Annotated in this window: 37 protein-coding genes; all 37 read left to right on the top strand. The window is 43.4% G+C overall.

The window, feature by feature from the left end; translation table 11 throughout:
• Positions 1 to 140: elongation factor Tu (tuf, locus tag K9H14_02210; protein MCG9479006.1), on the top strand; the 140-nt coding region annotated here is incomplete at its 5' end.
• A gap of 30 nt (positions 141 to 170) precedes the next feature.
• Positions 171 to 476 (top strand): 30S ribosomal protein S10, encoded by a 306-nt coding sequence (gene rpsJ / locus K9H14_02205; GenBank protein ID MCG9479005.1) that lies wholly within the window; start codon positions 171 to 173, stop codon positions 474 to 476.
• A gap of 69 nt (positions 477 to 545) precedes the next feature.
• Positions 546 to 1,172 carry a 50S ribosomal protein L3 gene (gene rplC / locus K9H14_02200; protein ID MCG9479004.1) on the top strand — a complete coding sequence of 209 codons (627 nt, stop codon included), beginning with the start codon at positions 546 to 548 and terminating at the stop codon, positions 1,170 to 1,172.
• A 12-nt stretch (positions 1,173 to 1,184) separates the two neighbouring features.
• Positions 1,185 to 1,823 carry a 50S ribosomal protein L4 gene (rplD, locus tag K9H14_02195; GenBank protein MCG9479003.1) on the top strand — a complete coding sequence of 213 codons (639 nt, stop codon included), beginning with the start codon at positions 1,185 to 1,187 and terminating at the stop codon, positions 1,821 to 1,823.
• The gene (gene rplW, locus K9H14_02190; GenBank protein ID MCG9479002.1) at positions 1,810 to 2,097 is read left to right on the top strand and encodes a 50S ribosomal protein L23; all 288 of its coding nucleotides are present in this window, start codon (positions 1,810 to 1,812) and stop codon (positions 2,095 to 2,097) included. The genes rplD and rplW overlap by 14 nt, the downstream gene beginning before the upstream one ends.
• 22 nt (positions 2,098 to 2,119) lie before the next feature.
• Entirely contained in the window at positions 2,120 to 2,947 is an 828-nt protein-coding gene (rplB, locus tag K9H14_02185) for a 50S ribosomal protein L2 (protein ID MCG9479001.1), read from the top strand.
• 22 nt (positions 2,948 to 2,969) lie between these two features.
• A complete protein-coding gene (gene rpsS, locus K9H14_02180) occupies positions 2,970 to 3,263 on the top strand; it encodes a 30S ribosomal protein S19 (protein ID MCG9479000.1) in 294 nt (97 codons plus the stop codon).
• 39 nt (positions 3,264 to 3,302) lie between these two features.
• Positions 3,303 to 3,671 (top strand): 50S ribosomal protein L22, encoded by a 369-nt coding sequence (gene rplV, locus K9H14_02175; protein ID MCG9478999.1) that lies wholly within the window; start codon positions 3,303 to 3,305, stop codon positions 3,669 to 3,671.
• The gene (gene rpsC / locus K9H14_02170; GenBank protein MCG9478998.1) at positions 3,655 to 4,362 is read left to right on the top strand and encodes a 30S ribosomal protein S3; all 708 of its coding nucleotides are present in this window, start codon (positions 3,655 to 3,657) and stop codon (positions 4,360 to 4,362) included. The genes rplV and rpsC overlap by 17 nt, the downstream gene beginning before the upstream one ends.
• Positions 4,363 to 4,380: 18 nt before the next feature.
• Entirely contained in the window at positions 4,381 to 4,785 is a 405-nt protein-coding gene (rplP, locus tag K9H14_02165) for a 50S ribosomal protein L16 (protein ID MCG9478997.1), read from the top strand.
• A gap of 16 nt (positions 4,786 to 4,801) precedes the next feature.
• Positions 4,802 to 5,014, top strand: coding sequence for a 50S ribosomal protein L29 (gene rpmC / locus K9H14_02160; protein MCG9478996.1), 213 nt, complete (start codon positions 4,802 to 4,804; stop codon positions 5,012 to 5,014).
• A gap of 11 nt (positions 5,015 to 5,025) precedes the next feature.
• Positions 5,026 to 5,280, top strand: a complete 255-nt coding sequence (gene rpsQ / locus K9H14_02155) for a 30S ribosomal protein S17 (GenBank protein MCG9478995.1) — start codon at positions 5,026 to 5,028, stop codon at positions 5,278 to 5,280.
• Between the two features lie 15 nt (positions 5,281 to 5,295).
• Positions 5,296 to 5,664 (top strand): 50S ribosomal protein L14, encoded by a 369-nt coding sequence (gene rplN / locus K9H14_02150; GenBank protein ID MCG9478994.1) that lies wholly within the window; start codon positions 5,296 to 5,298, stop codon positions 5,662 to 5,664.
• Positions 5,665 to 5,676: 12 nt separating this feature from the next.
• The gene (gene rplX / locus K9H14_02145; GenBank protein MCG9478993.1) at positions 5,677 to 5,988 is read left to right on the top strand and encodes a 50S ribosomal protein L24; all 312 of its coding nucleotides are present in this window, start codon (positions 5,677 to 5,679) and stop codon (positions 5,986 to 5,988) included.
• Between the two features lie 22 nt (positions 5,989 to 6,010).
• Positions 6,011 to 6,553, top strand: coding sequence for a 50S ribosomal protein L5 (gene rplE, locus K9H14_02140; protein ID MCG9478992.1), 543 nt, complete (start codon positions 6,011 to 6,013; stop codon positions 6,551 to 6,553).
• Positions 6,554 to 6,576: 23 nt separating this feature from the next.
• Positions 6,577 to 6,762, top strand: a complete 186-nt coding sequence (locus K9H14_02135; protein ID MCG9478991.1) for a type Z 30S ribosomal protein S14 — start codon at positions 6,577 to 6,579, stop codon at positions 6,760 to 6,762.
• 15 nt (positions 6,763 to 6,777) lie between these two features.
• The gene (rpsH, locus tag K9H14_02130; protein ID MCG9478990.1) at positions 6,778 to 7,179 is read left to right on the top strand and encodes a 30S ribosomal protein S8; all 402 of its coding nucleotides are present in this window, start codon (positions 6,778 to 6,780) and stop codon (positions 7,177 to 7,179) included.
• An 18-nt stretch (positions 7,180 to 7,197) separates the two neighbouring features.
• Positions 7,198 to 7,752, top strand: a complete 555-nt coding sequence (rplF, locus tag K9H14_02125; GenBank protein MCG9478989.1) for a 50S ribosomal protein L6 — start codon at positions 7,198 to 7,200, stop codon at positions 7,750 to 7,752.
• A gap of 15 nt (positions 7,753 to 7,767) precedes the next feature.
• A complete protein-coding gene (gene rplR / locus K9H14_02120) occupies positions 7,768 to 8,130 on the top strand; it encodes a 50S ribosomal protein L18 (GenBank protein MCG9478988.1) in 363 nt (120 codons plus the stop codon).
• A 22-nt stretch (positions 8,131 to 8,152) separates the two neighbouring features.
• The gene (gene rpsE, locus K9H14_02115) at positions 8,153 to 8,629 is read left to right on the top strand and encodes a 30S ribosomal protein S5 (GenBank protein MCG9478987.1); all 477 of its coding nucleotides are present in this window, start codon (positions 8,153 to 8,155) and stop codon (positions 8,627 to 8,629) included.
• 17 nt (positions 8,630 to 8,646) lie between these two features.
• A complete protein-coding gene (rplO, locus tag K9H14_02110; protein ID MCG9478986.1) occupies positions 8,647 to 9,099 on the top strand; it encodes a 50S ribosomal protein L15 in 453 nt (150 codons plus the stop codon).
• Entirely contained in the window at positions 9,092 to 10,354 is a 1,263-nt protein-coding gene (gene secY / locus K9H14_02105) for a preprotein translocase subunit SecY (protein ID MCG9478985.1), read from the top strand. The genes rplO and secY overlap by 8 nt, the downstream gene beginning before the upstream one ends.
• Positions 10,351 to 10,980 carry an adenylate kinase gene (locus tag K9H14_02100; GenBank protein MCG9478984.1) on the top strand — a complete coding sequence of 210 codons (630 nt, stop codon included), beginning with the start codon at positions 10,351 to 10,353 and terminating at the stop codon, positions 10,978 to 10,980. The genes secY and K9H14_02100 overlap by 4 nt, the downstream gene beginning before the upstream one ends.
• On the top strand, positions 10,977 to 11,741 hold the full coding sequence (map, locus tag K9H14_02095; protein MCG9478983.1) for a type I methionyl aminopeptidase: 765 nt from the start codon (positions 10,977 to 10,979) through the stop codon (positions 11,739 to 11,741). Before K9H14_02100 ends, map begins: the two co-directional genes overlap by 4 nt.
• A 77-nt stretch (positions 11,742 to 11,818) precedes the next feature.
• Entirely contained in the window at positions 11,819 to 12,040 is a 222-nt protein-coding gene (gene infA, locus K9H14_02090; GenBank protein MCG9478982.1) for a translation initiation factor IF-1, read from the top strand.
• Between the two features lie 22 nt (positions 12,041 to 12,062).
• Positions 12,063 to 12,176 (top strand): 50S ribosomal protein L36, encoded by a 114-nt coding sequence (gene rpmJ, locus K9H14_02085; GenBank protein ID MCG9478981.1) that lies wholly within the window; start codon positions 12,063 to 12,065, stop codon positions 12,174 to 12,176.
• Positions 12,177 to 12,188: 12 nt separating this feature from the next.
• A complete protein-coding gene (gene rpsM / locus K9H14_02080) occupies positions 12,189 to 12,569 on the top strand; it encodes a 30S ribosomal protein S13 (GenBank protein MCG9478980.1) in 381 nt (126 codons plus the stop codon).
• A gap of 16 nt (positions 12,570 to 12,585) precedes the next feature.
• On the top strand, positions 12,586 to 12,981 hold the full coding sequence (gene rpsK, locus K9H14_02075) for a 30S ribosomal protein S11 (GenBank protein ID MCG9478979.1): 396 nt from the start codon (positions 12,586 to 12,588) through the stop codon (positions 12,979 to 12,981).
• 24 nt (positions 12,982 to 13,005) lie between these two features.
• Positions 13,006 to 13,632, top strand: a complete 627-nt coding sequence (gene rpsD / locus K9H14_02070; GenBank protein MCG9478978.1) for a 30S ribosomal protein S4 — start codon at positions 13,006 to 13,008, stop codon at positions 13,630 to 13,632.
• 29 nt (positions 13,633 to 13,661) lie between these two features.
• On the top strand, positions 13,662 to 14,597 hold the full coding sequence (locus K9H14_02065; GenBank protein ID MCG9478977.1) for a DNA-directed RNA polymerase subunit alpha: 936 nt from the start codon (positions 13,662 to 13,664) through the stop codon (positions 14,595 to 14,597).
• Positions 14,598 to 14,619: 22 nt separating this feature from the next.
• Positions 14,620 to 14,973, top strand: coding sequence for a 50S ribosomal protein L17 (gene rplQ, locus K9H14_02060; GenBank protein ID MCG9478976.1), 354 nt, complete (start codon positions 14,620 to 14,622; stop codon positions 14,971 to 14,973).
• 31 nt (positions 14,974 to 15,004) lie between these two features.
• Complete coding sequence (truA, locus tag K9H14_02055) at positions 15,005 to 15,742, top strand: tRNA pseudouridine(38-40) synthase TruA (GenBank protein MCG9478975.1); 738 nt, start codon at positions 15,005 to 15,007, stop codon at positions 15,740 to 15,742.
• A 13-nt stretch (positions 15,743 to 15,755) separates the two neighbouring features.
• On the top strand, positions 15,756 to 16,199 hold the full coding sequence (gene rplM, locus K9H14_02050) for a 50S ribosomal protein L13 (protein MCG9478974.1): 444 nt from the start codon (positions 15,756 to 15,758) through the stop codon (positions 16,197 to 16,199).
• Between the two features lie 13 nt (positions 16,200 to 16,212).
• A complete protein-coding gene (gene rpsI, locus K9H14_02045) occupies positions 16,213 to 16,608 on the top strand; it encodes a 30S ribosomal protein S9 (protein MCG9478973.1) in 396 nt (131 codons plus the stop codon).
• A gap of 10 nt (positions 16,609 to 16,618) precedes the next feature.
• Positions 16,619 to 17,623 carry an alanine racemase gene (locus tag K9H14_02040; protein MCG9478972.1) on the top strand — a complete coding sequence of 335 codons (1,005 nt, stop codon included), beginning with the start codon at positions 16,619 to 16,621 and terminating at the stop codon, positions 17,621 to 17,623.
• Between the two features lie 80 nt (positions 17,624 to 17,703).
• On the top strand, positions 17,704 to 19,539 hold the full coding sequence (gene glmS, locus K9H14_02035; GenBank protein MCG9478971.1) for a glutamine--fructose-6-phosphate transaminase (isomerizing): 1,836 nt from the start codon (positions 17,704 to 17,706) through the stop codon (positions 19,537 to 19,539).
• Between the two features lie 2 nt (positions 19,540 to 19,541).
• Positions 19,542 to 19,919, top strand: a complete 378-nt coding sequence (acpS, locus tag K9H14_02030; protein MCG9478970.1) for a holo-ACP synthase — start codon at positions 19,542 to 19,544, stop codon at positions 19,917 to 19,919.
• The last annotated feature ends 15 nt before the right edge of the window (positions 19,920 to 19,934 follow it).

Here is a 19,934-nt window from a genome sequence, read left to right as displayed (position 1 = left end):
AGATGGTTATGCCCGGTGATAATACCGAGATGGAAGTAAAGCTTATCGCCCCCATAGCTATGGAAGAGGGCTTAAGGTTTGCCATACGTGAAGGCGGCAGGACCATAGGGGCTGGAAGTATTACTAAGATAATAGAGTAAAGTAGGAGGAAATTAGTGACTGCGGCTAAAATTGGGCAGAAAATAAGAATAAAGTTAAAGGCTTATGATCATGAAATAATAGATAAGTCTGCAAGAAAGATTGTGGAAACAGCAGAAAATTCTGGGGCCAAGGTTTTGGGTCCAGTTCCTCTGCCTACCAAGAGAAATCTTTATTGCGTGATAAAGTCTCCCCATGTGGATAAGGATTCAAGGGAGCATTTTGAAATAAGGGTTCATAAGCGTTTGATTGACATAATGGATCCTACCCCCAAGACTGTGGACCTGTTGATGAGGCTGAGTTTGCCGGCAGGTGTGGATATAGAGATTAAGTCTTAGCTGGGTTGCAATCTATAGTTATTTGATTATAATAACTACTTTTTTGTAAAGTTTGAAAGTGGTGGAAAAATGGTAGATGCTATATATGGAAAAAAAATAGGCACCACGCAGGTGTTTAAAGACAACGGCAATGCTGTATATGTTACGGCTATTGAGGCTGAGCCCTGTGTTGTGCTTCAGGTGAAGGATAAAGAAAAAGATGGCTACCATGCCTTAAAGGTAGCGTTTGGCAAGGTAGATAAAAAGAAGGTAAACAAACCCAAGCAGGGTGAATTCAGCAAAGTAAATGTTGAGCCTAAAAAATATGCCCAGGAGATAAGGCTTCAGGATGCTGAAGATTTTAAGCCTGGGGACAGCATTGAAGCGGAAGCGGTTTTTAAAGTTGGAGATAAGATAAAGATCAAGGGCACCTCCAAGGGAAAAGGTTTTGCCGGTGTTATAAAGAGGCATAATTTCCACAGGGGAAGAATGTCCCACGGTTCGCACTCTCACCGTATTCCTGGTGCTGTAGGAATGTGCGCTACGCCGGCCCGTATTCACAAGGGAAAGAAGATGCCGGGCAGAATGGGCAATGCCACAGTTACTATTAAAGGTTCTGAAGTGGTGGATATACTTACAGAACAGAACCTCATTTTAGTAAAGGGAAGCGTGCCTGGAAATAAGGGCAATATTGTTTACCTGCAAAAATTAAATTAATGGGAGAAAATAATGGCTAGCTTGAATGTAATAGATTCTGAAGGAAAAGAGATAGAAAAAATAGATATTGATGATCAGCTGGTAAAACAGGAAGCCAATCATGAGGTACTTTATCAGGAAGTTAGAAGGTTTTTGGCTTCTCAGCGGGCTGGTACCCATAGCACTAAAACCAGGAGTGAAGTAAGGGGCGGAGGCCGAAAGCCCTGGAGACAGAAGGGCACCGGTAACGCCAGGGCTGGAACCAACAGGTCACCTATATGGAAAGGTGGAGGGGTGGTTTTTGGCCCCAAGCCCAGGGATCATTCCTTTAAGCTGAATAAGAAAGTGATAAAAAAGTCCAAGCTGATAGCCTTATCGGAAAAATTTAACCAGGACCAGATCAGGGTCTTGGGTAAGCTTGAGTTTGATAAGCCCAGCACCAGGCAGGCAGCCCAGATGTTAGAAAAGTTGGGTTTGGGAGACAGCAAGGTTCTGGTGGTTCTTAACCAGCTGGATGACCATGTTGGTAAATCATTTGCCAATATAAGCAATGTGAAGATGGCTACGTCCAGATCGGTTAATGCTTATTTGATGATGGTTGCAGATGTTATTGTTTTTTCCAAGGAATCATTAACTGAATTAATGGAGAGGTTGACCAATGCAAGATCCTAGGGATATAATATTAGGCCCTGTGGTTTCGGAAAAAAGCTATGGGGTAGTACAGCAGAACAGATATTCTTTTTATGTAGATTTCAGGGCGAGTAAAACCCAGATAAAAAAGGCCATTGAGGAAATATTTAAGGTTAAGGTCCTGAATATCAGCACCATGAATACCAAACCCAAACCCAAGAGGCTGGGTCGTTCTGAGGGCAAGAGTGCTAAAGGCAAGAAGGCAGTGGTTACACTGCGGGAAAAAGATAAGATAGATTTCTTTGAAACAGTTTAAATAGTTTTTGGAGGTAATAAAGTTGGCTTTAAAAAAATATAAACCTACATCACCTGGCAGGAGGCTGGCCACTGTACCAGATTTTTCGGAGCTGGCCAAAAAGAGGCCTGAAAAAGCTCTGACCTCTTCCCTTAAGAAAAAAGCGGGGAGGAATAATAATGGCAGGATTACTACCAGGCATAGCGGTGGTGGGCATAAAAGGTTATACAGGGTAATAGATTTTAAGAGAAAAAAGGATAATGTACCGGCCAAAGTGGCAGCTATAGAATATGATCCCAACCGGAGTGCCAGGATTGCGCTGCTGCATTATGCTGATGGTGAGAAAAGATATATTGTGGCGCCCAGGAAACTGAAGGTTGGAGATACGGTTACGTCAGGTGTTAAAGCTGATATTAAGCCGGGTAATTGCCTCCCGCTGGAAAATATTCCTACGGGTACAATTATACATAATATTGAGCTTAAGGCAGGCAAGGGTGCAGAAATTGTTCGTTCTGCCGGCAGCTCTGCCCAGCTGGTAGCTAAAGAAGAAGGCTATGCCAGCATAAAACTTCCCTCGGGAGAAGTAAGAATGGTCAGCCTGGCCTGTCGGGCTGCTATCGGCCAGATAGGAAATGTTGATCATGAGATTGTAAGGCTGGGAAAAGCAGGAAAGAAAAGATGGCTGGGGGTAAGGCCTACAGTCAGGGGAACTGCCATGAATCCCATTGACCACCCTCATGGTGGAGGAGAAGGAAAGAATAAAAGTGCAGGAAGGGATCCTGTGTCTCCGTGGGGTAAGCCCACTCTTGGTTACAGGACCCGTAAGAAGAATAAGTCTAGTAATAAATATATTGTTAAGAGAAGAAAGTAATTTGTAGCTGAGGAGGAATCGTATGTCCAGGTCTTTAAAGAAAGGGCCTTTTGCAGATCCAAAACTTTTGGCTAAGATTGAGCACCTGAATGAAAAGGGCGAGAAAAAAATAGTCAAGACTTGGTCCCGTAGCTCTACCATATTTCCGGATATGGTGGGCCATACCATAGCTGTGCATGATGGCAAAAGGCATATCCCGGTATTTGTATCTGAGTCCATGGTGGGCCATAAGCTGGGAGAGTTTGCTCCCACCAGGTCCATAAGGCCCCATGTGTTTAAGGGGAAGAGCGAGAAAGTGGTTTCGGTTAAGAAGTAATAGTTAATTATAAATGTTTGATTAGGGAGGCAGTAAGCGTTGGAAGCTAAAGCCGTGGAAAAATTTATAAGGATATCACCGCAGAAGATCAGGCTGGTGGTTGATTTGGTTAGAGATAAAAAAGTAGAAGATGCTGTAAATTTATTGTCTTTTACTCCCAAGAAGGGGGCAGCAGTAGTAAAGAAGGCAGTAAACAGTGCTGCGGCTAATGCTACTGAAAACCATGGGATGGAAGAAGATGATTTGTTTATTTCAAAAATATTTGTAAATGAGGGTCCTACCCTTAAAAGGTTCAGACCAAGAGCCAGGGGTAGAGCTACCAGAATTAGAAAGAGAACTTCTCATATTACTGTATTTGTATCTGATGGAAAACAAGAGGAGGTAGAAGATAATGGGCCAAAAAGTTAATCCCAATGGCCTGAGGCTAGGAATAAATAAGAACTGGAAATCAAGATGGTTTGCCACTAAGGACTATGCCCAGCTGCTTAATGAGGATTTGAATATCAGGAAGATTATAAACGGCCAGCTGGAAAATGCAGGCATATCTTCCATAGAGATAGAGAGAACCACTGAAGAGGTAAAGGTTGATGTATATACCTCCAAGCCGGGGATTGTTATAGGCAGGAAGGGCAGCACCATTAATGATATCAGGGCTCTATTGGAAAAAGAGATTAATAAAAATATACAGTTAAATATTGTGGAAATAAAAAAACCCGAGCTTATTGCCAAGCTGGTGGCAGAAAGTATTGCCTCCCAGCTGCTGGGCAGGGTAAGTTTTAGAAGGGCCATGAAAAAAGCGGTGTCTCTGGCTATAAAGGCTGGAGCCAAAGGCATAAGGGTGCAGTGCTCGGGCAGATTGGGCGGCGCAGAAATGGCCAGGACCGAATGGTATCGTGAGGGAAGAGTACCTCTACATACCTTGAGGGCGGATATAGATTATGGTTTCGCTGAGGCTAATACTACCTTTGGTAAAATTGGAGTTAAGGTGTGGATTTACCTGGGGGACAGGATTCTGGATAAAGAAGATATAGAAGAAGAAAAGAAGAAAATAAAAGAGCCGTCAGAGACCAAACGGAAAGAAGAAAAAGTTTCAAGTTAGGAGTATAAAATGTCACCAATGTTGATGCCTAAAAGGGTAAAACATAGAAAAGTGCAGAGAGGCAGAATGAAAGGTATTGCCAAGGGAGGGCTGAAGCTATCTTTTGGTGAGTACGGGCTGCAGGCATTGGAGCCTGGATGGATAACTTCCAAACAGATAGAAGCTGCCAGGATTGCCCTGACCAGATCCATTAAAAGAGGGGGAAAAGTCTGGATAAACGTGTTTCCCCATAAGCCAATTACCAAAAAGCCGGCTGAAACCAGGATGGGCGGAGGCAAAGGTGTGCCTGAGCAATGGGTTGCAGTGGTTAAGCCTGGAAAGATCATGTTTGAGTTATCAGGGGTAAGTGAAGAGATAGCCAGAGAAGCCATCAGGCTGGCTTCCAATAAATTATCGATTGATACCAAATTTATAAAAGAGTAGCGGTACTAGGTGAGACATGAAAGTTAATGAATTAAGGGAACAGACAACTAAAGAACTTGAGAAAAGATTATCAGAGGTTAAAAAAACCATTTTTAATCTTAAGTTTCAGAAGGCCACGGGCCAGCTTGAAAACCCTATGAGGATTAAGAATCTTAAAAAGGAAGTAGCGGTTATAAATACACTGATTAGGGAAAAAGAAATAGGAATAAATAAGAAAAGCGGTAAATAAGGGGGATATTGTTGGAAAGAGGAAAGAGAAAAGAAAGGGTTGGCACTGTAGTAAATAACCAGATGGAAAAAACTGCAGTGGTTGAGGTTGCCTCACACTACAAACACCCTTTGTATAAAAAAATTATGAAAAAGTTTAAAAAGTTTAAAGTAGAGGATCCTGAGAATTCCTGTAATATCGGCGATATAGTAAAGATTATGGAAACCAGGCCGATCAGCAAAACCAAGAGGTGGCGTTTGCTGGAGATAATTAGGAAAGCTGAGTAAAGAAGGGTAGAGAAAATGATTCAAGCAGAGACCATGGTAAAGGTGGCAGATAATACAGGGGCAAGGAAGATATTATGCATTAAGGTTCTCGGTGGCTCCAGAAAAAGGTATGCAAAGATTGGTGATATCTTTGTGGCTACAGTTAAGGAGGCTATTCCGGGAGGCGTGGTTAAAAAAAGTGAAATCGTAAGGGCGGTTCTGGTTAGATCCAAGAAGTCTTACCGGAGAAAAGACGGCTCTAATATAAGGTTTGATGATAATGCTGCGGTTATAATTGATGCCCAGAATAATCCCAGGGGAACCAGGATTTTTGGTCCGGTGGCCAGAGAGCTTAGAGAGAAAAATTTTATGAAAATTATTTCACTTTCACCGGAAGTAGTGTAGGAGTGTATTAAGATGCTTAAGATAAAAAAAGACGATAAGGTAAAAGTAATCCAGGGCAAGGATAGAGGCAAGACAGGCAAGGTGCTGAGAGTAGATATGTCTGATGGCCGGGTCTTTGTAGAGGGAATAAATATGATAAAAAGGCATACCCGGGCTAAAAGCCAGAATGAACCTGGAGGAATTATAAATAAGGAAGGCCCGTTGAATATTTCTAATGTATTAGTGATTTGCCCTCAGTGTAATAAGCCTTCAAGGGTAGGCTTTGAAATTGGCAAGTCAGGGCAAAAAGTCAGGGTTTGTAAAAAATGCGGAGAGCAGATATAAAATGAGTGCCAAGGTGGGATTAATGAAACCAAGATTAAAACAACAATACCAGGAAGAAATAATAGCAGAACTCAAGAAGGAGTTTGGCTATAAGAATATCATGGAAGTGCCCAAGGTGGAAAAGATCAGTGTAAATATGGGCGTAGGTGTTGCTACCGAGAATATAAAAGAGCTGGAGGCGGCAGTTGAGGATTTAACCAAGATTACCGGCCAGAAACCGGTAATTACCAAGGCCAGGAAATCAATAGCCGGGTTCAAAGTAAGGGAAGGCAATCCCATAGGCTGCAAGGTTACCTTGAGGGGTGCCAGGATGTATGAATTTTTGGACCGGCTGCTGAATGTTGCCTTGCCCAGGGTAAAGGATTTCAGGGGCCTTTCACCCAAGAGTTTTGACGGCTCCGGCAATTATACCATGGGCATCAAGGAACAGCTGGTGTTTCCAGAAATTGATTATGACAGTATTTTAAGTGTAAAGGGAATGAATATTACTATAAATACAACTGCCCAGAGCGATGAAGAAGCATTAGGCTTGCTTTCCAGGTTCGGGTTTCCCTTTAGAAAATAATAGTTTTATAGGAGGAGTTTTGATTGGCTAAGAAAGCTTTAATAGAAAAACAGCAAAAGGAACAAAAATATAGTACCAGACAGTATAACCGATGTAATAGGTGTGGACGCAGCAGAGCCTACTACAGGAAGTTTGGTCTATGTAGGATATGTTTAAGAGAATTGGCTCATGAGGGAAAAATCCCTGGGCTGACCAAGTCCAGCTGGTAATACAAAGGAGGTTTAATGGCTGTTACAGATCCTGTTGCGGATATGTTAACTAGAATAAGAAATGCAGGTAAGGCTAAGTTAGATTGGGTGGATATGCCCTTTTCTAAACTTAAGTTGGATATTGCTGCCATCCTGGAGAAGGAAGGCTATGTAAAGAGCAGGGAAACCAGGCAGTCGGATGCAGGCCTGGAGATTATAAGGATATACCTTAAATATGATAAGGAAAGAAACAGTGCTATTAATGGACTGAAAAGAATTAGCAAACCAGGCCTTAGAAATTATACCAAGAGCAGAGAGATACCCAGGGTGCTTGGCGGTCTGGGGACTGTAGTACTTTCTACATCTAAAGGTATATTAACTGACAAGCAAGCTAAAAAAGAGGGCGTAGGCGGAGAAATCCTGTGCTTTATTTGGTAGAAAGAAAGGTTGTGTAAAGTGTCAAGAATTGGCAAAAGGCCCATTCCTGTACCGGAGGGCGTTGAAGTAGATATTAAGAAAAATAAAGTTACCGTTAAGGGAAAATTAGGGGAACTTTCAATTGAGGTTGATTCAGGTATAAAAGTTGTGGTTGAGGATAATCAAATAAAGGTTAAGCCTGAAAGTATGACCAAACAGAATATGGCCAAGTATGGGCTGTACAGGAGCCTTATCAATAATATAGTGGTTGGCGTTAGCCAGGGTTTTAGCAAGACCTTGAAAATAGTGGGTGTAGGTTACAGGGCTGCGGTTAAGGGTAACAATCTGGAAATCATGGTAGGGTATTCAAACCCGGTGGTGATAGAGCAGATATCCGGTATAACCTTTGAAGTGCCCGATAACACCACTATTATAGTCAGGGGCATAGATAAGCAACTGGTGGGCAAGATTACTGCAGATATTAGAGACATAAGAAAACCTGAACCATATAAGGGCAAAGGTATAAGATACGAAAATGAATATGTAAGGAAAAAAGTGGGTAAAGCTGCTATTACTGCTGGTACTGGTAAATAAGGTTTAGGAGTTAGAATGAAAACAAAGATTGAAAGAAAAGATAGAGGGCTTAGAAGGAAATTAAGGTCAAAGCATAAGGTACAGTCAAGATCTGTAAAACCAAGGCTTTGTGTTTATAGAAGCAACAAGCATATTTATGGACAGATTATTGATGATTTGACCGGAAATACAGTTATTGGCGTTTCCAGCCAGGTTATTGAACCGAAATCTGAAGATAAGGGCAAGATAGATATAAGCTTCAGGACTGGCCAGAAACTTGCCGAGCTGGCTAAAGGGAAAAAAATAAGCGAAGTAGCTTTTGATAAAAATAAGTTTAAATACCACGGAAGAGTAAAAGCTCTGGCTGATGGCGCCAGAAAAGGCGGATTGAAATTTTAAAGGAATTTAAGGAGGAAATTTAGTGCCTGATAATGCCAATACAAATGAATTAAGTGAAAAAGTAATAAAGATAAACAGGGTGGCCAAAGTAGTAAAGGGCGGAAGAAGATTTAGTTTCAGTGCCCTGGTAGCTGTTGGAGATATGAGCGGCAAGGTAGGAGTAGGCTATGGAAAGGGAAATGAAGTTGCCATAGCTATAAGAAAAGGTGTTAATAATGCCAAGAAAAATATGTTTGAGTTGCCGCTGATTGAAGGCACTATACCATATGAAGTAAATGGACGTTATGGTGCTGGACATGTATTTATGAAACCGGCTTCAGAAGGTACCGGAGTTATCGCCGGTGGCCCGGTGAGGGCAGTATTGGAGCTGGGCGGGGTTAGGAATATTCTTACCAAATCTCTGGGCAGCCCCAATGCATTAAGCATTGTAAATGCTACGGTCAGTGGACTTAAGTCACTGAAGACACCTGAACAGATAAAAAAAATGAGAGCTAATTAAATCGGAGGTAAATACAAGTGAAACTTTGTGACATAAAACCGCCAAAAGGTACATTGAAACCTAAAAAGAGAGTGGGCAGGGGCGACGGCTCTGGGCATGGTACTACTTCGGGTAGGGGTACCAAGGGCCAGCTGTGCCGTTCAGGAGGTAAAACCAGAATCGGCTTTGAAGGCGGCCAGATGCCTTTGCAGAGGAGACTGCCTCATCTGAAGGGTTTTAAAAATACCAGAAAGAAAGTTTATAACGTATTAAATGTAGGTGACCTGGAAAGGTTTGACCAGGATTCAGTAATTGATTATGATCAGCTGCAGAAGGCAGGCCTTCTTCTTAAAAGGAACAGGATGGTCAAGGTGCTGGGAGATGGAGATATAACTAAAAGCATTACCGTCAAGGCTGACTGCTTTAGCCAGTCGGCTAAGGAAAAGATTGAAAAAGCCGGGGGTAAAGCGGAGGTTATAAAACATGTTTAAGGCCATACTTACCGCCTTTAGGATAAAGGAGATAAGGAATAAAATCCTTTTCACCATTGGCATTTTGGCTATTTACAGCTTTGGCGGGACCATTACGGTTCCTGGGGTTGATGCTTCGGTTATAACCAGCCAGGTAGAAACCGGGGTTATAGGAATGATGGATCTGTTCTCCGGTGGAGCCCTGGGCAGGTTTGCGGTTTTTTCTCTGGGTATTATGCCCTATATTACCGCTACCATTATCATGCAGCTGCTGCAGGTAGTAATACCCAAGCTGGAGATGCTGGCCAAGCAGGGCGAAGTAGGCAGGAGGAAGATTAACCAGATTTCCAGGTACCTTACTGCCGGACTAGCGCTGGTTCAGTCCGTAGCCATGGTTTTTTATTTCAGGGGCTTTGGGGCCATACCCCAGTTTGATTTTATGCATGTGTCCCTTATAGTGTTAACTCTTACTGCTGGTACCACCATAATTATGTGGCTGGGCGAGCTTATAAATGTGCATGGTATAGGAAATGGAATTTCCCTGATTATATTTGCGTCTATTGTTTCCAGGCTTCCCGGCCAGTTTATAAGCTTATTCAGGCTGAGGGGCGGCGATATAGTGTATATTATATTATTCCTGCTGATCTCTGTGGGGGTGGTTATGGCAGTTATAATGATTCAGCAGGGAGAAAGAAGGATACCGGTACAGTATGCCAAAAGAGTGGTAGGCAGAAAGGTTTTTGGGGGCCAGAGTACCTATATACCGCTCAAGGTTAACCAGTCCGGGGTAATGCCAATTATATTTGCTGTTTCAGTGCTGCTGTTTCCGGCTACTATTGCCCAGTTTATTCCCAACCAGTTTATACAGTCTTTTGCCCAGGCACTCAGTGCTACTACCGAGGGTGGATTGAATCCTATATATGCGGTGGTTTATACTTTACTGATTATATTCTTTGCTTATTTCTATACAGCCATAACTTTTAATCCTATAGATACTGCTGATAACTTAAGGAAATATGGCGGATTTATACCGGGAATCAGGCCGGGCAAGAATACTGCTGATTATCTTACCAATATATTGAACAGGATTACCCTTCCCGGGGCTATATTTTTGGCCTTGGTGGCTTTGATGCCGGAGCTTTTAATTAATTATATGCAGCTGCCTTTCCAGTTTGGAGGCACTTCAATAATTATTGCTGTAGGTGTAGCCCTGGATACCATGAGGCAGCTGGAGTCTCAGTTGACCATGAGAGATTATGAGGGGTTTCTGAAATGATAGCTATACTGTTAGGGCCTCCCGGGGCCGGAAAGGGCACCCAGGCTCAGAAGATAGCAGAAAAATTTAAGATACCTCATATATCTACCGGAGATATTTTAAGGAAAGAGATAAAGACTGGAAGCCAGCTGGGAAATAAGGCCAGGGAATATGTAGAGACCGGAAAGCTGGTACCGGATGAACTGATTATAGAGATTATAGAGCTGCAAATAAGCGGTCCTGAAGCCAGTCGCGGGTTTATACTGGATGGTTTTCCCAGGAATCTGGCCCAGGCCAGGATGTTGGAAAACAGGTTTAAAGCACTGAGTTTATCTGTGGATAAGGTTATAAATATTGATGTTGGCAGACAGGAAGTTATAAGCAGGCTCACATCCAGGGGGATCTGCCCTGATTGCAGGCAGGTGTCCACCATGGAGGAAGGTGGGCAGTCTAAATGTCCTGATTGCGGGCAGAAGCTGATTAAGAGAAAAGATGATAATGTAGAGGTAATAGAAAAAAGGCTGGATGTCTACAGCCAGCAGACCGAGCCCCTTATAAACTATTACCGGGATAGGGACATTTTGGTTGATATTGACGGGGAGGCTTCCCTTTCCGAGGTTACGGAGAGGATTCTGGGGAGTCTATGATAATATGCAAGTCTGTTGAAGAGATTGAGAAAATGAAAAAAGCTGCCCGGGTGGTGGCAGAAGTTCTTTTAAAAATTGAGGATATAATAGAACCGGGCATGACTACCGGACACCTGGACAAGGTTGCGGAAAAAATAATTTCCAACCGGGGAGGCATTCCTGCTTTTAAAGGCTATAAGGGAAGGATAAGCAGCGTACCTTTTCCCAGCAGTATATGTGCATCTATAAATGATGAAGTGGTGCACGGGATACCCGGCAAGAGAAAAATAAAGGATGGGGACCTGGTATCCATAGATGTAGGGGTAAAACTGGATGGTTTTTTTGGTGATGCAGCCCGGAGTTTTTTGGTGGGGGATGTAAAAAAAGTCACCAGGCGGCTGTGGCAGGCTACCAAAGGAGCCCTTGACTTGAGTATCGAACAATGCAGGATAGGGGACCGGCTTTCAGATCTTTCTCATCAGATAGAAGAAAGGGCCAAGAGGGACGGTTTTTCGGTGGTTAAGGATTTTGTGGGTCACGGTATTGGCAAGAACATGCATGAAGATCCCCAGATACTCAATTACGGCCCTCCGGGGCAGGGACCCAAACTTAAGGCAGGAATGGTATTTGCTATAGAGCCCATGCTCAATACAGGGGGCAGCGGGGTTAAGGTTTTAGACGATGGCTGGACGGTGGTTACCGAAGACGGGAGCACTTCCTGCCATATTGAGGATATGGTTGCTATAACTGACGGAGAGCCCATGGTGCTTTCCAGGATTTAAAAAAATATGTGGACATAGGTTTAATTTTTTGGTAATCTACATATTTGCGCTTTGGATAAATTAAAAAGGGGAATAAGATTAGTAAAAAAGAAGGCATTATAGAAGCAGAAGGTACTATACTGGAAGCTTTGCCCAATGCTATGTTTAGGGTGGAGTTGGATAATGGTCACAAGATACTGGCCCATATATCCGGTAAGATGAGGATGCATTATATTAAGATCTTGCCTGGAGATACGGTAAAGGTAGAGATCTCTCCCTATGATTTGAGCAGGGGCAGAATTACATACAGGAAGAAATAATTTAATAAAAGAGGTTAGCAAAATGAAAGTGAAACCATCTGTTAAAAAAATTTGCAATGATTGCAAAATTATAAAAAGAGAGGGCAGGGTTATGGTTATCTGTAAGAACCCTCGGCATAAACAGAGACAGGGTTAAGGAGGTTAAAAGTTGGCTAGAATAGCAGGCATAGATATTCCAAGGGATAAGCATATAAGTATTTCATTAACCTATATCTTTGGGATTGGAAGATCCAAGGCAAATAAGATTTTGGAAGATCTAAAAATAGACAAAAGCTTAAAGACCAAGGATTTAAGCGAGGATGAGGTTGCCAGAATAAGGGAGTATATAGATACCAATGTTAAGGTGGAAGGCGATCTGAGAAGAGAAGTGACCCAGAATATTAAGAGACTTATAGAGATCAACTCTTATAAAGGCATCAGGCATAAAAGAGGTCTTCCGGTGAGGGGTCAGAGGACCCATACCAACGCCAGAACCAGGAAGGGCAGAAAACGTGGCGTAGGCATCAGGAAGAAGCAAAAAACAGGTTAATTAGGAGGTAAAGGTTTTGGCTAAAAAAACCACTAAAAGAAGGTTAAGAAAAAAAGAGCGAAAAAATATTGCTTATGGAATAGCCCATGTACAGTCTACTTTTAACAATACCATTGTTAATATCACTGATCAGAACGGCAATACCATTGCCTGGGGCAGTGCAGGAGGAAAGGGGTTTAAAGGCTCCAGAAAAAGTACTCCCTTTGCAGCCCAGATTACAGCCAATGAAGTAGCCAGGGAAGCCCAGGAACACGGGATAAGCAAGGTAGATGTAAGGGTAAAGGGCGTAGGATCAGGCAGAGAAACTGCAGTAAGATCTCTGCAGGCTGCAGGTATTGAGATTGGAAACATCACTGATGTAACTCCTGTACCTCATAATGGGTGCAGGTTGCCAAAGAGAAGAAGAGTGTAGAATAAATAAAGGAGTTACAAGGACATGACTAATAAAATTGGTTCACCCTGCAAACTCTGCAGGAGAGAAAAACAAAAATTGTTTTTAAAAGGCCAGAGGTGCTTTACTGATAAGTGTGCTATGGAGAGAAAGCCCTATGTACCTGGGGAAAAAGCCAAGAGAAGGACCATAGAGAGCGAGTACTATTCTCAGTTAAGAGAGAAACAGAAGGCAAAGAGGTATTATGGCCTGAGAGAGAGACAATTTAGAAATTATTACGAGCAGGCAGTTAAGAAAAAGGGGATTACCGGTGAAATACTGCTGCAGCTTTTAGAGACCAGGCTGGATAATGTATTATATCTTATAGGGCTGGCCTCTTCCAGAATACAGGCCAAGCAGCTGGTCGGCCACGGCCATGTAACGGTGGATGGCAAAGTTGTAGATATACCTTCATATCAGGTAAAGGAAAATCAGGAGATAAGCATAGCTGATAAGAGCAAGGATATTGTCCCTGTTCTGGAAGCTAAAGAGAGTGCAGCCAGCCTGACCCCTCCGGATTGGCTGGAGGTTGATTTAAACCAGCTTAAGGGAAAATGCCTGCGGGTTCCTACCAGGGAAGAGATAAAGGTACCTATTAATGAGCGTATAATTATAGAGCTGTATTCTAAGTAGAATATTTAAGCTTGGGAGGTAGATTTAAATTGCTTAAAATGCAAAAACCAAAAGTTACAGTTAAACATACAGACGATTATAATGGCCAGTTTATGGTAGAACCTCTGGAAAGAGGATTCGGGCATACTCTGGGCAATTCCATAAGAAGAGTGCTGCTTTCATCTATTGAGGGAGTGGGCATAACCAGGATTAAATTGGAGGATGTAAAGCATGAGTTCTCTACCCTTAAGGGGATGAAAGAGGACATACTGGAGTTTGTTGCCAATTTAAAAGGCGTGGTATTTAAGATGGATTCCGAGGAGCCGGTAAAGCTAAAGCTGTCCAAAAAGGGAGCTGCTGCGGTAAAGGCTACTGATATTAAGTTAAGTTCCGAAGTTGAAATTATAAATCCTGATACTTATCTGGCTACTCTGAGCAAGGATAGCGAGTTAAAAGCAGAACTGATACTGGAAAAGGGCAAGGGGTATAAGACCTCTGCGGAAAATTCAGTGGAAGGCGATCCCATCGGTGTAGTTCCTCTGGATACCATATTTTCACCCATAAAGAAGGTTTCTTTTAAGGTGGAAAATACCAGGGTGGGGCAGATGACCAACTTTGACCGGCTGGTTCTGGATATAACTACCAATGGCAGTGTTAAACCGGAAGATGCCTTAAGCCAGGCATCCAAGATTATAAATGATTATATGGCCTTGCTTATTGACCTTTCTGATAATAACAACAAAGATGATCCCATCTTTGAGGAGGTTAAGGAAGAAGAAGAGAAGCCTTCCTATCCTTCCATAGAGGAGTTGGAGTTATCGGTAAGGGCTTATAACTGCCTGAAAAGAGAAGGAATTGATACAGTGGAGAAGCTTCTAAATTATAGTGAAGATGAACTGCTGGATATAAGGAATTTTGGGCAGAAGTCAATTCAGGAAGTAAAAGATAAAGTAAAGGACTTAGGTTTATCCTTTAAGAAAAAATAGTTAAATCAGGAGAAGATAGGATATGGTAGTACCAAAAAAAGGGCCCAGGTTTGGGCAGGATAGCAGCCATCAGAAGGCGATGATGGCCAATATGGCTATTTCCCTGTTTGAGCATGGCAGAATAAAAACAACCCTCCCCAAAGCTAAGCTGTTAAGAGGGTTTGTGGATAAATTAATAACCACTGCTAAGAAAGACGACCTGGCAGCCAGAAGGCGCTGCCTTAAGCTTTTAAGCAATTACAAGGCGGTACAGATGCTTTTTGACAAAGTGGTGCCAGCTGCCTATGAACGTTCCAGCGGATATACCAGGATTCTTAAGCTTAAGAACCGGGTGGGTGATAACGCTCAGGTGGTTATTATGGAACTGATAGAATAGTTAATTTGACAACAGATGGGCTGGGATAACCATGGTAAATTACAGGGCTGTGGTTGAATACGATGGTACAGAGTACTGTGGGTTTCAAATCCAGCCTGAAGGTGTGGCTACCATACAGGGCTGCATCCAGCAGGCTATTGCGGCAGTAACCGGTAATGAGGTCAGCATAAAGTATGCAGGAAGGACCGATGCGGGGGTTCATGCTTTGCACCAGGTGATAAATTTCAAGCTTGGCAGCCACCAGGATATTGGCCGGTTCAAATGGTCGCTGAATTGTGTTTTACCCCATGATATATCCATAATGGATATCAGCCCGGCGGAAGATGAGTTTGATGCCAGAAGAGACGCGGTGAGAAGGCAGTACAGCTATTATGTGGTAAATGATAGGGTGCAAAGTGTTTTCTTAAAGAGATACAGCATAATGGTTACCCAGAAATTGGACCTGGATCTGATGAAGAAAGCGGCCGGCCTGTTACAGGGCAAGAAAGATTTCAAGGCTTTTGGCAACCAGGGTGAGTATGGAAGCACAATCCGTATAATATATGGGTTGGATATTATAAGAAATATTGATAATTTAATAATTTTCAGGATAGAAGGAAGCTCCTTTTTATATAATATGGTGAGGATTATAGTGGGTACCTTACTGGAGCTGGGAAAGGGACTGAGGTCTCTGGAATCTATCCACAAGGCATTAGAGGCAAGGGAAAGGGAGCTGGCTGGTAAAACCGCCCCGGCGAAGGGGTTGTTCCTGACCAAGGTCTTATACTGATTGGAGGAAGATAATGACGGAATTGGGATTTAAAACTTTTCATGCAAAAAAGGAAGAAATAGAAAGAAAATGGTACATAATCGATGCTCAGGGCAAAACTCTGGGAAGGCTGGCTACAGTGGCAGCCAGGCTTTTGAGGGGTAAGGATAAGCCCATTTTTACTCCCAATGTGGATTGCGGGGATTATGTAATAGTTATAAATGCAAAAGGCATAAAGGTTACCGGAGATAAGCTGAAGCAGAAAAAATACTACAGGCATTCCGGCTATGTAGGAAATCTTAAGACGGAAACTCTGGAAGAGAAGATGAACAGGAAGCCCCAACAGGTAGTAAGTTTAGCTGTAAAGGGTATGCTTCCCCATAATAGACTGGGCAGGCAAATTTTTAAAAAGTTAAAGGTTTATGCTGATGATAATCACACGCATCAGGCCCAGAAACCTGAAAAAATAGAGATTTGAGGAGGAATAGAAGTTGGCAGACAGTGTATGTTATTATGCTACTGGAAGAAGAAAGGGAGCAATAGCCAAAGTAAGGCTGGTTCCTGGTGATGGAAAGATAAATATAAATAAGAGAGAACTGGAAGACTATTTTCCACTACAGTCGCTGGTTATTAGAATAAAAGAACCCATGAAGTTAACTGGTACCGACAGTGCCTATAATGTTCTTGCCAGCATTACCGGCGGAGGAGTGAGTGCTCAGGCTGATGCTTTAAAGCATGGTATATCCAGGGCCTTACTTGAAATTAATGCTGAATACAGGCCTATTCTTAAAAAAGAAGGAATGCTTACCAGGGATCCTCGTGAGAAGGAAAGAAAGAAATACGGTCTGAAGAAAGCTAGAAAGAGACCTCAGTTCTCAAAGAGGTAATAATTGTTTGGTGGAATTTCCTAAGTTAAACATTTATACAGATAAGATAGCCCATAATGCGAAGATTATTTGCGACCGATGTGCCGGCCAGGGTATATCGGTCGTTGCTGTTACTAAAAGTGTTCTTGCTGATCCGGTAATTACAGCTGCTATTACCAGCTCCAAAATTGAGACGCTGGGAGACAGCAGGCTAAAGAACCTCAAGCTTTTAAAAAAGAATTTTAACCATTACCGGCTGATGCAGCTCCGGAGCCCAATGCTCAGCGAGGCTGAACAGACTGCCGAAATATGTGATGTAAGTGCCTGTACTCAGATTGAGGTGGCCAGGGCTATAAATAAGGTTTGCCGGAAGAAAAACATAACCCATTCCATAATGGTTATGCTGGATACCGATGATCTCAGGGAGGGTCTGTTACCTTCGCAGGTGCTGCCCTTTTGCAGGAAAGTCTTCAGGCTGTCGCATGTTAATATAGCCAGTCTGGGAACTAATGCACGCTGCATATCCAGCAAGAAGCCTACCTATAACAGCCTTTTTGTGCTGTCTACTTTACAGAGAGAAATCAGGGCTTCAACAGGGAAGCATATTCCGGTGTTATCAGGAGGAAACTCAAGCCTTCTAAAGCAGGTATTTTCAGGACAGATCCCCGAGGAGATAAACCAGTTAAGGATAGGAGAAGCCATACTTTTAGGCCATGAAACTGTGGGCTATAATAAGATTGAGGGCGCCTATAATGATAGTTTTTGCCTGGAGGCAGAGATTATAGAGGTCAAGCGCAGCGGTAATAAGGCTATACTTGCTCTGGGGGCCCAGGATGCTGATGCTGATAATTTATGCCCGGTAGATGACAGCATAAAAGTAGTGGGGCAGAGCAGCGACCATACGGTTATACAGCCAATTAACGGCAGGAAGCTGGCCATGGGGGGTAAGATTTCTTTTAATATAAATTATTATAGTCTATTATCAATTATGACTTCTCCCTTTGTTTATAAAAATTATATTGGCCGCCAGTACTAATGAATACAGCAAACCTGGGGGCAAGGTTTATTACATAACCTGTAAATATAGACGGAAGGATTGTTAACAGGAGGAAATTAATGTGTGGAATAGTAGCGTATACGGGCAGAAAGAATTGCCGGCAAATATTAATCGATGGCTTAAGGAGACTTGAATACAGGGGTTATGATTCGGCAGGCATAGCAGTCACTGGTGATGACAAAAAGACTCCTTTGCTGGAGGTAGTAAAGGAAGCAGGCAAAATAAGGGAGCTGGAGGCCCAGCTGGAAAGAGTAAGTGTAGACGGACATTGTGGGATAGGCCATACCCGATGGGCTACCCACGGGGAACCCAGCAGGGAAAACGCCCATCCCCACCTGGACTGCAGCGGCAGGATTGCGGTGGTGCATAATGGTATTATAGAAAATTACCAGCAGCTAAAAACTGAGCTGGAGGCTGAAGGGCATAAATTTGTTTCCCAGACCGATACCGAGGTGCTGGCCCATCTACTGGAAAAATATAATGAGGGGGATCTGTTACCGGCCATGCAGAAGGTTGTGGGCAAAATAAAGGGCTCCGGGGCCATAGTGGCGGTCAGCACGGACAGTCCGGCCCAGCTTATAGCAGCCAGAATTGCCAGTCCACTGGTGGTGGGGATTTCCGGCAGCGGTAATTTTCTGGCCTCGGATATGCCGGCAGTGCTGGAACATACCCGGACTTTCCTGATTATAGAGGACTATGAAACAGTAAGGGTCACCCCCAAAAGGGTAGAGATTTTTGACCGGGAGGGCAGGAAGGTATCCAGGAAGCCTTTTAAAGTTAACTGGAGTATCCAGAGCGCAGAGAAAGCAGGATATGCAGATTTTATGTTAAAGGAAATTTTTGAACAGCCCTACGGCATAAAGGAGACTATGAGGGGCCGGTTGGTAGATGGAGAACTTGATTTTGGGGAACTGGGGCTGGATAAAAAACAGATATCTGAACTTAAGAAAATACAAATCATAGCCTGTGGAACCTCCTACCATGCTGCAATGGTAGGTAAACAGGTGATAGAGAAGTGGGCCCGGATACCGGTGGAGATAGATTATAGTTCCGAATACAGGTATCGGGATCCCATGGTGGAGGATAACTGCCTGTTTGTAGCTATAACCCAATCAGGAGAAACCATTGATACCCTGGCAGCGGTAAGGGAGGCCAGAATCAAGGGGGCAAAGGTGGCAGCTATTACCAATGTGGTGGGCAGCACCATTGCCCGGGAATCGGATTCAGTCATATACACTCATGCCGGTCCCGAGATTGGGGTTTGTGCCACCAAGACCTTTACCGCCCAGCTGGTGGTTATATATCTTATGGCCCTCTATTTTGGGCATATAAGGGGCACCATTTCCTCCGGGCAGTACCAGGACTTGGTACAGGAGATGCTGGCAGTGCCGGATAAGGTACAGCAGATACTGGATAACAGCCGGGAGATCAAGAAGATAGCTGACAAAACTTTCAAGTTTGGATGTTTTTTATTTCTGGGCAGGATCTACGGGCTGCCCATGGCTCTGGAAGGAGCCCTGAAGTTAAAAGAGGTTAGCTATATCCATGCTGAGGGTTATCCCTCAGGGGAGATGAAGCATGGGCCCATTGCTTTAACCGACCGGAACACAGTAGTGGTGGGCGTTATGCCCAGAGACCTGGTATATGAAAAAATACTGGGAAATATCCAGGAAGCAAGGGCCAGAAAGGCTACCCTGTTTTCAATTACCACTGAGGGCAACCAGGAACTAAGAAATTATGTAGATTATTGCTTTGGTATTCCAAAAATATGCCAGGAGCTGTCAGGAATTCTTACCGTGGTTCCTTTGCAGCTGTATTCTTACTATATTGCCAAGAAACTGGGCCGGGATGTTGACCAGCCCAGGAATCTGGCAAAAAGCGTTACCGTGGAGTAACCATGGATATATATGGCGTGGGTACTGATATTATAGAGGTGGAGAGAGTAGGCAAGGCTATCAGGGATACCCGGTCATTTGCCGCCCGGGTATTTACTCCCCAGGAGATTAGTTATTGCAGAAGCAGGGGCAGGGAAATGTGGCAGAGCTTTGCTGCCCGGTTTGCTGCCAAAGAGGCAGTGGCTAAAGCCCTGGGGACCGGCCTGGGATCCAGATTATCGTTTCTGGATATTGAAATACTGGGCCCGGATAAGCCCGGGGTGACCATCTCTGGCAGGGGTGCCTTGCTGCTGGAACAGTTAGAAATAAAGAAGGTAGAGGTCTCAATATCTGCTACCAGGGATTATGCCGTGGCCTTTGCGGTTTCCATTAAACAATAAGTTTTAATTTATCGC

This window comes from Actinomycetes bacterium (assembly GCA_022396035.1).
Taxonomy (GTDB): domain Bacteria; phylum Actinomycetota; class Humimicrobiia; order Humimicrobiales; family Humimicrobiaceae; genus Halolacustris.
The sequence above is the reverse complement of the archived record's forward strand: the minus strand, read 5'-3'. Positions and strand labels throughout refer to the sequence as shown.